This window comes from Desulfoconvexum algidum, from assembly GCF_055382125.1.
Window position 1 is genome coordinate 2660455 of sequence record NZ_AP042394.1, and the last position, 13568, is coordinate 2674022.

General features: G+C 44.3%; 12 protein-coding genes. 6 read left to right on the top strand and 6 right to left on the bottom strand.

All coding sequences use genetic code 11. The features are described 5' to 3' along the window. Positions 1–7 precede the first annotated feature (7 nt). A complete protein-coding gene (locus ACZ45G_RS12240; RefSeq protein ID WP_464178473.1) occupies positions 8–1069 on the top strand; it encodes an ATP-binding protein in 1062 nt (353 codons plus the stop codon). 76 nt (positions 1070–1145) lie between these two features. Here ACZ45G_RS12240 and ACZ45G_RS12245 read toward each other — a convergent pair whose 3' ends face one another. Beyond that, positions 1146–1910 carry a TerB family tellurite resistance protein gene (locus ACZ45G_RS12245; protein ID WP_464178475.1) on the bottom strand — a complete coding sequence of 255 codons (765 nt, stop codon included), beginning with the start codon at positions 1908–1910 and terminating at the stop codon, positions 1146–1148. Between the two features lie 100 nt (positions 1911–2010). Here ACZ45G_RS12245 and ACZ45G_RS12250 point away from each other — a divergent pair, with 100 nt between their 5' ends. Further along, entirely contained in the window at positions 2011–2271 is a 261-nt protein-coding gene (locus tag ACZ45G_RS12250) for a hypothetical protein (RefSeq protein ID WP_464178477.1), read from the top strand. Positions 2272–2317: 46 nt separating this feature from the next. Beyond that, positions 2318–2689: a BON domain-containing protein gene (locus ACZ45G_RS12255; protein ID WP_464178479.1), complete on the top strand. Its 372-nt coding sequence runs from the start codon at positions 2318–2320 to the stop codon at positions 2687–2689. 69 nt (positions 2690–2758) lie between these two features. Here the strand turns inward: ACZ45G_RS12255 and dnaE are convergent, their stop codons facing one another. Further along, positions 2759–6292: a DNA polymerase III subunit alpha gene (gene dnaE / locus ACZ45G_RS12260; RefSeq protein WP_464178481.1), complete on the bottom strand. Its 3534-nt coding sequence runs from the start codon at positions 6290–6292 to the stop codon at positions 2759–2761. A 6-nt stretch (positions 6293–6298) separates the two neighbouring features. After that, a complete protein-coding gene (gene guaB / locus ACZ45G_RS12265) occupies positions 6299–7768 on the bottom strand; it encodes an IMP dehydrogenase (RefSeq protein ID WP_464178483.1) in 1470 nt (489 codons plus the stop codon). Between the two features lie 629 nt (positions 7769–8397). Here guaB and ACZ45G_RS12270 point away from each other — a divergent pair. Both ACZ45G_RS12270 and ACZ45G_RS12275 read left to right on the top strand, forming a co-directional pair. Further along, positions 8398–8691 (top strand): integration host factor subunit alpha, encoded by a 294-nt coding sequence (locus ACZ45G_RS12270; protein ID WP_464179937.1) that lies wholly within the window; start codon positions 8398–8400, stop codon positions 8689–8691. A 752-nt stretch (positions 8692–9443) separates the two neighbouring features. After that, positions 9444–9827, top strand: a complete 384-nt coding sequence (locus ACZ45G_RS12275) for a cache domain-containing protein (RefSeq protein ID WP_464178485.1) — start codon at positions 9444–9446, stop codon at positions 9825–9827. A 192-nt stretch (positions 9828–10019) separates the two neighbouring features. Here ACZ45G_RS12275 and ACZ45G_RS12280 read toward each other — a convergent pair whose 3' ends face one another. The 3 genes from ACZ45G_RS12280 to ACZ45G_RS12290 are packed head-to-tail and all read right to left on the bottom strand — an operon-like array spanning position 10020 to position 11517. After that, a complete protein-coding gene (locus tag ACZ45G_RS12280; RefSeq protein WP_464178487.1) occupies positions 10020–10226 on the bottom strand; it encodes a ketopantoate reductase family protein in 207 nt (68 codons plus the stop codon). Between the two features lie 28 nt (positions 10227–10254). After that, positions 10255–10527 (bottom strand): hypothetical protein, encoded by a 273-nt coding sequence (locus ACZ45G_RS12285; protein ID WP_464178489.1) that lies wholly within the window; start codon positions 10525–10527, stop codon positions 10255–10257. A 33-nt stretch (positions 10528–10560) separates the two neighbouring features. Then, positions 10561–11517 (bottom strand): nitrilase-related carbon-nitrogen hydrolase, encoded by a 957-nt coding sequence (locus ACZ45G_RS12290; protein WP_464178491.1) that lies wholly within the window; start codon positions 11515–11517, stop codon positions 10561–10563. 554 nt (positions 11518–12071) lie between these two features. Here ACZ45G_RS12290 and ACZ45G_RS12295 point away from each other — a divergent pair. After that, the gene (locus ACZ45G_RS12295) at positions 12072–13523 is read left to right on the top strand and encodes an anion permease (protein WP_464178493.1); all 1452 of its coding nucleotides are present in this window, start codon (positions 12072–12074) and stop codon (positions 13521–13523) included. Positions 13524–13568: the final 45 nt, after the last annotated feature.

Here is a 13568-nt window from a genome sequence, read left to right on the forward strand (position 1 = left end):
TGAAAACATGGAAGATGTGTACAAAAAACTTGCTGTTCAGCTTGATAACACACCGGGCGGATTTCCTGAAACAGAATCCGGGGTTGAGCTTAGAATTTTAAAACGATTATTTACCCCGGAAGAAGCTGAACTGACCCTGTCTTTGGTCATGATGCCCGAATCGGTTGAGGTGATTGCCCAAAGGGCGAGCAAAGCGCCCGAAGATATCCTGCCCCTGCTCATTGAAATGGGGCAAAAAGGACTGATCATCCATGTCAATCGAAACGGACAAGACGTATTCATGTTCGCCCAATTTGTGGTGGGAATCTGGGAATATCAGGTCAACCGCCTGACCCCGGAATTAATCAAGGATTTCAACGAATATGTCCCCCATTTGATGAAAACCCTTGAACGAACAAAAACCCAGCAATTGCGGGTGGTCCCCGTTACAAAATCAATTACCACACAACTCAATATCATGGACCATGAGCACCTTGAAAAATTGATCAAAACCCAGTCCAAAATTCTGGTTGCCCCCTGTATCTGCAGACGAGAACATGCCATGGTGGGCAAGGGGTGTGGCAAAATGGAAGAAGCCTGTCTGATATTTGGTAGTGGGGCCTATATTTATGAAAGCCGGGGTATCGGAAGGACCATTACCCAGGACGAGGCCTTGGAGATTGTAAGAAAAGGGGTTAAGCAAGGCTTGGTACCCCAACCCTCCAATTCTGTAAAACCGATTAATATTTGTTTATGCTGCGACTGCTGCTGCCAGATCTTAAGCAATATCAAAAAAACCGAAGCCCCTGCCAAAATAGTGAATTCCAATTACCAGGCCAAGGTGGATCAAGACCAGTGTACAGGGTGTCAGATGTGTGAGGATATCTGCCCCATGGATGCCATTGAAATGAATGACACCCTTGTGGCAACGGTAAATATGGACCGGTGTATCGGCTGCGGGTTATGCGTGACGGTCTGCGAATTTGACGCCATTGCCCTTCACGACAAGGTAGCGACCGAAAGGTGGGAACCGCCCCAGACCATCGTTGATACCTATATGAATATTGCCAAGGAAAAAGGACTTTTTTAGGACGGCGTATTTAATAATAATGATCCCCCCCTAATGTGTATTTAGGGGGGCGACTTAAAGAGGCCTGTAAGAAACCTTACAGGCCTCTTTCTGTTTTAATGTGTTCATAAGCTTCCTGGATTTCCCTGAATTTATCATTGGCAAATTTGATAAATTCTTCAGGTAGTCCTTTGGCTTCAATTTTATCGGGATGGTATTCCGTCACCAGAGATCTGTACTGTTTCTTGATCTCCTCATTGGATGCACTTTCATCACACTTAAGAACCGCATAGTATTTGTTGGTAACCCGTACATACTTTGATTTCATTCGGGTATAATCGGTGTCGGAAACATTAAAAATACCGATGGCGGCCAAAATCATGGACTCTTCTTCTAAAGAGATATGCCCATCTGCCGTGGATACCCGCAACAAAACATCCACCATCAATTCGATGATATTGGGTTGGGTCCTGAAAACGATATAGAATTGGCGGGCAAATGCCTCAAATCCTTCGGGAGAGTCAATGGCCTGCCTGAATATACGCTTGGCAGTTTCTTGGCCCTCCGGGTCTAACTGAAGATCCCTGGCCATAAAGGTTTCAACCGCCTGAATCTCTTTTTCCGTAATTTGTCCATCTGCTTTACAAATCTTGGCCAGCATGGAAAAAGCAGCTGTAAAAAATATCAGCTGTGCTTCTTCATTGGAAGATAAATACCCTTGACCGCCAGGGATGGACTTAAGGTATGTTTCTTCTTTCTTGTCCACAAAGGTATGTCCGAAGGCAGCGCCTGCCACGGCACCAAGAGGTCCCCCCAGAGCAAAACCAATGGTTCCGCCAATCATTTTTCCAAGCCAGCTCATTGTCGATCCTTTCTAATAAAAATCCTTGTGTCATTTTTAAAGATTATATATAAACACTAATGCTTTAAGCGTCAAACAAATTAAAAAAAATTAGGGTCTTATGCTCGCAAAAAATTTTTTTGGAATTCTTGTTCTTCTTTTTAATATCATTGGCCTTGGCTATTTGCTCTACCTGGGCACTCTGGCTGTGTTGGAAAAAATTTCTTCCAGTAAAAAAGCAAAGGTCGAAACCGCCCCTGCCATGAAGGGAAAGAGCCCCCCTTTTGTTCTTAAAGACAGTATTATCCCCGATGAAGATGATTTGCTAAAGGATATGGATCTATCGGATCTTGATAACCTGAATCTTGATGACTTTGAATAACAGGCCCCGGGCTCTGCAGTGCCGGGCATGGCCGGAGCATGGTAATATGAACAACCCATTATTTCAAATCAGATTTTTGATAACCCTCATTTTGTTGGGATTGGTTTTTGGCTTCCTATTAACAGGTTGTGGTTCCCAAAATAATGCATCCCCGGTATACGTCGCTCCTTCAGATCCAGGTGGCTCCCGCTCTTTTTTCACCACCTGGGATGATTCCATCATTTGTGCCAGGATAAAAACCAAGATGATTTCAGATGATTTTGTCAAGGCCGCTCCCATTGATGTGGATGTTTACAATGGAGTTGTCTATCTCAGGGGAACGGTACAAACAGATTCTCAAAAACGCATGGCCGCTGATCTTGCCCGGGGAGTTGAAGGGGTTGTCAAAGTTAAAAATCACCTAATTTTTAAAGATTGATCCTTAAAAATTACCCTTGAAAATTACCCCTAAAAATTAATTGTTGAATTGAAACCGGCACCTTTGGGTTTAACTGCCATTGGTTCTTTTTTGCCACCGTTTTTTCTTTTTTACCTTTGCAGCTACGGGTGCGCAACGGGTCTCAATACACCCCTCCCCCAAAAGTGTTTCCACTTGGTTGAAAAAAATCGGATCAGAACAGGTCATAAATTCATCGGACAATTTGACCAGAACTGGCGGGGTGTCAGTCTCCATTTTTATTTTTAAAAAAGAAGTACAATCTCCTGGATACCGTTCGATAATGGGTTTTAATTGTTCCAGATCCTTTGTGCCAAAATTTGCGGCATCCACATCAATGAGAATACCGCTGGTCCATTCTTGTCCGGCCCTGTCAATGGGTACGATCTTTTCTGCAATAAGCTTGACAATATTTTCTGTTTTTTGAACTTCAGCTTCCAAAATTACAATCTGTTCCTCTGCCAGAAGCGGGTGGATCTTAGCGTAAAGATTGGGGAAAATTACCACCTCCACACTGGCGGATTGGTCTTCAATGGCGCAAAAGGCCATCATATCTCCTTTTTTGGTCTTATGGACCTTTAGAACCCTGATGGTGCCCCCCATGCGAATCATTCGCTCATTGGCCATATCCTGGAGACTTGTGGTGGTAACATTTGCATATTTTTGAATGATGTCCATATACTTGTCCATTGGGTGCCCTGTAATATAAAATCCAAGGGCTTCCTTTTCCAGTTCCAACAAATAATTGTCCTCCCACTCTTCAATATTCGGAAGTTTGGGAAGACTCACGGGAAGTACCGCACCCATGTTGGAGTCGGCAAACAGGTCCAACTGGGAATCGGCTTTTTCACGCTGGATCCGGTTGCCATGGTCCAGGGCATCTTCCAGAACTGCCATCATCTGGCTTCGCTTTGCACCGCTTGCATCGAAGGCGCCGCATTTGATCAATGCCTCCAATACTTTTTTATTGGCCTTGCTTGTGTTCACACGCTCGCAAAAATCATAGAGGCTTTTATAGGGGCCATCCTCATTCTCCCGGATGACCACAATGGATTCAATGGCGGCTTCCCCTATTCCTTTTACGGCTGCCATACCAAAGCGGATACACCCATCAGACACGGTAAAATGGGCATCACTTTCATTGACGTCCGGCGGCAGCACCTTTATGCTGTGGCCCCGGCATTCGTCCATGTATTTTATGACCGCATCGGAGTTGTTCCGTTCAGAGGTCATGAGCGCCGCAATAAACTCCAGGGGAAAATTGGCCTTTAAATAGGCAGTTTGGTAGGCAATCAGGGCATAGGCCGCGCTATGGGATTTGTTAAACCCGTAGCCGCCGAATTTTTCCATGAGATCAAAAAGTTCTGCCGCCTTTTTCGGGTCATGACCATTAGCAGTGGCACCCTTTACAAACATGCCTCGGTGTTCTTCCATCATGGCGGCTATTTTTTTACCCATGGCCTTTCTAAGGCCATCGGCATCTGCCATGGTGTAGTTTGCCAGGACACCGCCGATTTTCATCACCTGTTCCTGGTATAAAATAACCCCATAGGTTTCTCCAAGAACCTCTTTGAGTTCATCAAAGAGGTAGACCACCTCTTCCCGGCCATTTTTTCTTTCCACATAGGAATCGGCCATACCGCTGTCCAGTGGGCCAGGGCGATACAGGGCTACCAGGGCCACGATATCGGAAAAACTGGCGGGTTTGAGTCGGGTAATCAGCTCTTTCATGCCGCTGCTTTCAAGTTGGAATACGCCGGTGGTATCGGCACTTTGCAGCAACTCAAAGGTCTTTTTATCTTCATAGTCCAGCTGGAGAAGATCCGGGGCGATTTTTCCCTGTTTTTCAATGAGGGCAATACAGTTTTTGATAACCGTCAGGTTTCGCAATCCTAGAAAATCAAACTTTACCAACCCCAGTTTTTCCGTATAGTTCATGTCAAACTGGGTAATTGTTTCCCCTTCCTTACCCCGAAAAAGAGGCAGGTATTCGTTCAGGGGCTTGTCTGCCACCACAACGCCTGCGGCATGGGTGGAGGCATGCCGGGGCAATCCTTCCAGAAGCATGGCAATTTCGAGCATCTGGGTCTTTTCTTCGGATTCTTCACATTTTTCCCGGATGGCCGGAACTTCTTCAAGGGCCATGGTCAGGTTCTTGGCATTGTCCGGGATCATTTTGGCAATTTCATCCACTTCAGAGAGCAGAACCCCAAGGGCCCGTCCCACATCCCGGATAACCGCCTTGGCCTTGAGCCGACCAAAGGTGATGATCTGACACACATATTCAGGTCCGCCATACCGCTCAATGGTATATTGATACACCTTGTCCCGGCCTTCAATGCAAAAATCCACATCAATATCCGGCATGGAAATTCGGGCGGGATTAAGAAATCGTTCAAAGATCAGTCCATGTTCGATTGGGTCGAGAGCTGTAATTCCCATGGCATAGGCCACCATGGACCCTGCAGCAGATCCCCTGCCCGGCCCCACCGGAACCCCGACCTTGTTGGCATATTCGATAAAATCGGCCACAATGAGAAAATAACCGGGAAAACCCATGTTTAAGATAATATCGATCTCATACTTGAGCCGCTTCCGGTAAAGGGGTTCATCCACATCCGGGTTTTTTGCCTTGATCAGACGGAACCGATCTTCAAATCCTGCCATGGCCTTTTCCTTGAAAAGGTCATCCTCAGACTCTTCTTCAGTCTGGGCATACCGGGGAAAATGATAACTCTTTTTTTCAAACTCCACATTGCACTTTTTCATCACTTCCCGGGTATTTTCAATGGCACCGGGAAAACTGCCAAGGGAGTCTTCCATCTCCTGGGAAGATTTAAAATACAGCTGGTCTGAATCAAATTTAAACCGTTTCTCACTGTTAATTGTACTTCCTGTCTGGATGCACAGGAGAATTTCATGGGCCTTTGCATCCCCTTTGGACAAATAGTGACAATCATTGGTGGCCACCATGGGAATGGACATCCGCTGGCTTAAATCGTTGATTCCGGCATTGACCTTGTGCTGGATTTCCATGCCGTTTTCCTGGACTTCCAGGTAAAAATTTCCTTCCCCAAAGGTGTTCAGATAATATTGGGCCGCCGTATCTGCGGCCTCTATATTATTGTGCAAGATGGCCTGGGGTATGTCCCCCTTCAGGCAGGCAGACAGACCGATGAGGCCCTTGGCGTGAGCCGCAAGCAGTTCCCTGTCAATTCTGGGTTTATAATAAAACCCCTTGAGCTGGGCAATGGAGACCAGCTTGCACAAGTTGGCATATCCTTGTCTGTCCTTGGCCAGCAGCACCAGGTGGTTCAATCCCTTGTGATCTTCCTGGGTCCTGTCGTTCAAGGTTCTGGGCGCTACATACACTTCACAACCGATGATCGGTTTAATACCCGCCTTGTTTGCTTTTTCATAGAATTCCGCCACACCGAACATGGTACCGTGGTCTGTTATGGATACGGCATCCATGCCATATTCCTGGCATCGTTTAAAGAGAGAATCCAGACGTATGGCGCCATCCAGCAGGGAATATTCCGTGTGAACGTGCAGATGATAAAACGGGGAGGCTGTATCTGTCATGGGTGTTTAAATACTCCCCACTCTGTAGTTGGGGGCTTCTTTTGTGATCACAACATCATGGACATGGCTCTCTTTTAGCCCGGCAGAACTGATCCGGATAAATTTGGCTTTTTCATGGAGCTCCTCAATGGTGGCGGCCCCCAGATATCCCATGCCGGCTTTGAGTCCGCCGATCATCTGAACAATGTTTTCCCGGATCGTTCCCCGATAGGGAATCCTGCCGACAATTCCTTCGGGTACCAATTCCTCATCCGCATTCATGTCTTTTTGGTAATACCGGTCGGAACTTCCCTGTTTCATAGCTTCCACAGACCCCATGCCCCTGTATGCCTTGTAGGAACGGCCTTGATAAATCACAAGCTCCCCGGGACTTTCCCTGGTGCCGGCCAAAAGACTGCCCAGCATGACCAAATTAGCCCCTGCACCCAATGCTTTGGCAATATCCCCGGAAAATTTAATTCCGCCGTCTGCAATAATGGGCACCCCGGTTTTCTTTGAAATTTCCTTGCAGTTTCGAATGGCCGTAAGCTGGGGAACCCCTACCCCTGAAACAATACGGGTAGTACAAATGGACCCCGGCCCGATCCCGATTTTTACGGCATCGACACCGGCATCAATCAACGCCTTTGCACCTGATTCTGTGGCCACGTTTCCGGCCACCAACTGGCAGTCAGGAAAGGCTGCTTTGACCTTTTGAATGGCATCCATCACATTTTTGGAATGGCCGTGGGAGGTGTCAATTACCAGGGCATCGACATGGGCCCGTATCAGGGCCTGAACCCGCTCCATCATATCTGATCCAACACCGATGGCGGCACCGGCCCGAAGCCTGCCCAAAGAATCCTTGCAGGCATTGGGATATTTTTTAATTTTCTCAATATCCTTGATTGTGATCAGTCCCTTGAGCTTGCCTTCCTTGTCCACCACCAGCAGCTTTTCAATTCTGTGCTTGTGGAGCATTATTTTAGATTCTTCCAGGGTGCATTTCTCAGGAACCGTGACCAGATTTTCAGTGGTCATAACAGACCGGACCGGTTTTTCAAGCTGGGTTTCAAATCTTAAATCCCGGTTGGTGACAATCCCCACCAATTTATCCCCTTCAGTTACGGGAACTCCTGAAATTCGATATTTCGCCATGATGTGAAGCACCTCGGAAATTAACGCATCCGGATGGATCGTAACCGGGTCTACAATCATACCGCTTTCTGATTTTTTCACCCGGTCCACCTCAATGGCCTGTTCTTCAATACTCAGGTTCCGGTGGATAAATCCAAGTCCTCCGCTCCTTGCCATGCTGATGGCGGTATGCGATTCTGTAACCGTGTCCATGGCAGCACTGACGATGGGAACGTTGAGTTCCAGTTTTTTGGTAAGCCGTGCTCGAGTGGTGACTTCATCGGGCAAAATGGCTGAATAATCGGGAACTAGAAGGACATCATCAAAGGATAGTCCTTCGTCGGATAGTATATTGGACATAAAAAGCCTCCAGAAAGGAAAAATGTGTTTATTAATACTATTATGGCCAGCTATCTAAAGGTTTTTAAACAGCCAGCCAAATATAAGTCAAAAATCAGTATATAAACACGTACTCCTACCAAAATTTCTTGTTTTTGGCAAGTTCAATATCCACAGCCCTTGGATTAATCTTAATCAAATTTGAGACAATATTAAAAAAACGTATTGAAACAGATACCAAAAGATAAAAGCTTAAATGCATAAAAATGAACAACAGAAGGTAATTTGATTTTAAGAGAGGCTTAAAATAAAAAAAAGCCGCTGCAAACACAGCGACTTAAATATATGTTGGTGGAGCTGAGGAGGATCGAACTGATCGACTCAAACTCCGCATAACCAGCCAGAATAACTACGAAATTTATATTTGATGCCTTTGTTCCACTTGAAAGTGGACAAGCCCAACGGACAAGTATCTGCTGGACAGTACCCGTACAATGATTTTTATACACGGCTTTACCCAGAAGAATCAAGCCCCAGTCATGGGGCAATCTCATATGCTGCAACCAATGCCTTGACAACACCCCTTTAAAATAATAGATACCCCCCTTTATAATTGTGCAATTTCAACCAGAATAGGAATGTCACCCAAATTGACCTGTACCAAAACAACCATCATTGAAAAAATATACGAAGAACTTGAACTGTCTCCCTCAGAAGCAAAAGACACAGTCGAACATTTTCTTGAAATCATCAAAGAAACCCTGGCATCTGGAGAAGATATTATGATATCAGGCTTTGGTAAATTCCAGATCAATGAGAAAGCACCTCGTAAGGGGAGGAATCCTGCAAAGGGTGAACCCATGATGCTGAAGAAAAGAAGGGTTGTAACATTTAAATGTGCTGAAATGTTGCGGGATAAGATTAATGGGGATGATAGAGAGTGAACCAGGATTAAGATCCAGGCCCTTTGCCACTGTCACCCCAAATATCAACAGCATCAGTCCACCCTACCCTGCCCATAGAAATCAAGCCCCATCCCAGTGGCATTTCAAATGCTTGTTTCCCCTCTTACCACCTGCATCAGAAACCCATGGAATAGAAAATATTTATGCCCCTGCTGTGGCAAAAGCCATAGATTATCCTGGGTAAATTTTGGAAGTAGGAGCAGAGCAAGGGCAAATATGGTGACATGCTTCACCCAGAAAAATCAAGCTCTGCCAAAAGTTCACTTCATATGTTTGATCCGGCTCATATGCTGGGTTCTGATTAGATACATCTGACTCCCTAAAAAATTCAGCGTAGGAAAAACCAGACATTGTTTTAATGTCAAATGTCACCTGAACCATTGGGGATACCAGAGTGAAAGAGAATAGCGTAGGAAAAACCAGTCATTGTTTTAATGCCCAATATCACCTGGAACCATGGGGGAAGCGCAGAGTGAAAGAGAATGGTGTAGGAAATTCCATTCAGACATTGGGTCTAAATATAGGGGTACATAAAAAATATTGTGTTATATCAGCTGGTTTCAATTTTTACCGCTATGGCATGTAATTCGCACAGATAATAGATTATGAGTTCGTGCCGGGTCCATACTTTAGGTATTGTCCGGCTTAAATGTTGGTGAATTTATACTAAAAAATACAAAAAGTATGATATTTGCCATATAAAATTTATATCCGAAAAAGGAGGAAGTACGATGAAATTATTTTCTGTAATGCTTTGTACGATGTGCATGGTTCTGATGTTCTCCACAAATACATTTGCCGGGGATAAAGGACTGATCAAAGAAAATGTCAATAGTATTGTGGACGGTATTAACCAAGGAAAAACGGCTGTTTCGTTTAAAGCAGGTGACTATGATCCCTATGCATTTATCATGGAAAAAGATGGTGCATTGCTTGTTCACCCTTCTCTTGTCGGTTCCAGTTTGAAAGAGAAAGCACCTCCAGTGTATGATGCATTGATTAAATCAACGTCAGAAGGCGTTTGGGTGGATTATGTCTGGAAAGGAAAACAGAAACATACCTATGTCAAAACGAGCAAAAACGGATTGATCGTGGGTAGTGGATATTCAGAATAGCCACCAGCTCAGGCGACAATATATATAAAAAAAATGACCGTGTCTGTTCCTGAAAAAATGCGGCAGCGCGGTCATGAATTAATAATCATGCTATTAAGCAGTTTAGCCCCTTCCACAGCTCAATAAGCTATGTGCCTTAGTAATGGTGTATATACTTCCCATAAAATATCCAAACAAAAAAAAACTCTATTGTCATTGGGCAGGAGGATGATCCCAAATCATAACACTCTCCCAGTCTACCCAGAGTAAAGATGACAATAAACCCTTGGCTTTGAGCTTGTCTAAACGGGGACCTTTAGTAATCAATATCGTTGAAAAACCAGTATTAAAGAATCTGCTGGCGAAATAAGAACCCATTGCTCCTGCGCCAAGGATTGCTACTTTTTGGATTTCTTGCATTGATTATTCCTTCTTGGATTCAAATATTTTAAAAATCTGTAAACTCTATTGAAAATTGTGGAAATTCCGTTTCTAAGCCCTCTTTAATCGCGGTTTCAAAATCAGCCAGAAAAACAATATTCAAAGTTGCACAGCAGGTTTTGCCTTTTCCCAGACGATTTAAAAACACGATGAGTTTCCGAGACTTTTCCACATATCTGATTTTTCCCACTAAACCCAATTGCGCAATTGTCATGCCGGACTGAGGATCTTTGATACGATCCAAAACCCCATCTATTTTTTTTTGAATTATATCATCCATGTTAATCCCTCTCTTAAAAAATAGGCATCTGCCTCAAAAGAAATTATAAAACTCAGGCCTTCTATCGCCGAACAAATCATTATTTTCAGTGATCGATTTGTCTCTGGCCATTGCCAAATCGATTTCCTGCACAACAACTTTATCTTCATGGGAATTTGACTGTGCCATAATATTTCCCTTTGGCCCGACAATTTGACTATTGCCTGTGAACGAGAGTTCTCCACGGGGACGAATCTCTTTTCCAGTTCTGTTTGCGGTTACTGAATAAACCGAGTTTTCAAGAGAACGAGTCCGCATGGCTTTCTGGCAATGTGTAAGTACTAAGTTGGAGGGATGACAAATCAAGTCTGATCCTTGCAGAGCAAGTACGCGAGCCACCTCTGGAAATGCCCAGTCAAAACAGATCATTACGCCAACTTTGGCCCCCCGAATTTTAACAATTCCAAGCGGGGTGTCTCCGGGATCAAAGTACTCTTTTTCAGTATTGAAAAGATGGAGTTTTCGGTAGGTATGTATAAGTCCCAATGGCCCAATCACAAGAGCACTGTTATAAAGTTTGTCTTTTTGTCGTTCGGCAAATCCCACAACCAAATGGAAATCATTGTCTCGACAAAATTTCGACAACCCGATTACAGTTTGAGAGTCAGTTACGTCTTCTGCCAAATTTTTAAGCTCTTTTCGATCCTCGAAAAAGTATCCTGTAAATGCCAGTTCAGGAAGTACAATAATGTCCGCATTAACCCCTGCAAGTGTGTCTTGAACCCTTTCCAAATTTTGTGCGGGAGCACCAAATTCAGGGCAGTATTGGTAATATCCTATTCGCATTTTATTCCTTCCATGGATGGGGCATACACAATCATACACCACCGATGCCTGAACCGGTTCCCATCCCTGAATTGATTTATGAGACTGCGGATTCCCAAATTCCAATCTTTGACGCTTAAAGTTGATATTTTTTAAATTGATTGATACGTCAAGGCCATCAACCATTACCTGAATGCATCCTAGCATATTATACCAATATGTAAAGTGTGTGATGAAATATTTTGACTTATTAAACAAATAAGTGTGTCCTCAGAAAAATTATCATTAAAATAATAATCATTGACGATTACTTTTGGTATTCCAGGAATTTTATAGGACAAACTCATGGGAAAAGCTTTGTCGGAATCGGCCGAAATTTGATCTATATATTATTGATTTTAATATGGGAAAATGCTCGGCCATGAAGCCATTGGCTCATATAATGAATAAAAAAAATCAAGACTGGAAAAGCCCTGTATACCATATATAAGGGTGCTTAAATTTTGCCTGGGCTGAGTCTTTAAAATACCAGTCCACATTGAAACAAGGCAGGGAAAAAGGGTTTGAAAATAGATTGCGTGCATTCTATTCACATCAGAAAGAAAGATGATATTTTAACGGCAAAGCTGGGCTTTTTTTTCTATCAATAATCCCATTTTTATTGTAAACAATCTTATTCGGAAATTATGCTTTTTGATTATCTTGCGTTTTTCTATCAATTATACAGAAATAGGCATATCATGAAAAAAAACAATACCAATTATAGTGGCGTTAAATGGGTTCCCCTTGTCATTACAATTTTCGCAGGTGTTTTTATCTGGTTTTCGCCTGGGCCCTCGGGCATCAACCCACAGGCCTGGCATCTTTTTGCAATATTTGTGGCCACCATCACCGGCATCATTCTAAAGGTAAAACCCATGGGAGCGGTTGCAATAATCGGTATTGCCGTGACCGCGCTTACGGGGGTGCTTGACCCGGCGAACCCCGGAAATGCAGTTGCTTATGCCCTGAGTGGATTTGCAAACACAACCATCTGGCTGATTGTCCTTGCCTTTTTCATTACAAGGGGATTTATCAAAACAGGTCTTGGTTCCCGCATTGCATTTATATTTGTTAAATTTTTAGGCAAGAAAACTTTAGGTCTAAGTTATGGGCTTTTAGGCGCCGACCTGATCCTGGCCCCGGCCACCCCAAGCAATACCGCAAGGGCCGGTGGAATTATCTATCCCATCATGCGATCTCTGGCCATGGGGTTTGGATCAGATCCTGACAAGCCTGAAACACGACGAAAAATGGGGGCTTTTCTGACCATGACGGCATACCATGGTAATATTATTACCTCAGCCATGTTCATGACGGCCATGGCAGCCAATCCCCTTGCTGCAAAACTGGCTACGGATGCAGGGTTTCCGATTACATGGGGAAGCTGGGCCCTTGCCGCTAGTGTTCCCGGGCTGATATCCCTTGCAATTGTCCCCTACCTTATATACCTCTTATATCCCCCCGAGATTAAATCCACTCCCGATGCCCCTGATTTTGCCAAAAAGAAACTGGCCGAAATGGGAAAAATGAAAAAAGCGGAATGGATTACATTCCTAACCTTTGTTCTTCTCATTGGGTTGTGGGTATTTGGGAGTAAGATAAGTGTTCATAGTACGGCAGCGGCTATATTGGGATTGAGCATACTTTTGATTACCAATGTCCTTACCTGGGAGGATGTCATTCAGGAAAAAGGGGCATGGGACACCCTTGTCTGGTTTTCAGCCCTTGTCATGATGGCCTCCTACCTGAATAAACTGGGCATGATTGCCTGGTTTGGAAGCACAATGGAAGCATCCATTTCAGGCATTTCCTGGACAATAGCCTTTCCCATTATTATTGGTGTCTATTTTTATTCCCACTATCTTTTTGCAAGCTCAACTGCCCATGTGTCTGCCATGTATGCAGCCTTTCTTGCCGTAGGTGTCGCCGTTGGTGTTCCGGGGATGCTGCTGGCCCTGACCCTGGGATTTGTCAGCAACCTGTATGCCGTCATCACCCACTATGGCATGGGGCCTGCCCCCATACTTTTCGGATCAGGATATGTTGAACTTAAAACCTGGTGGATATTGGGATTTATCATGAGTATTGTGTTCATCATCATCTGGATGGGTATTGGCGGGATTTGGTGGAAAGTTATCGGACTCTACTAATGGTGATCCTGCCCCTTAAATTGGAGATAAAAGGAAGGGGATACT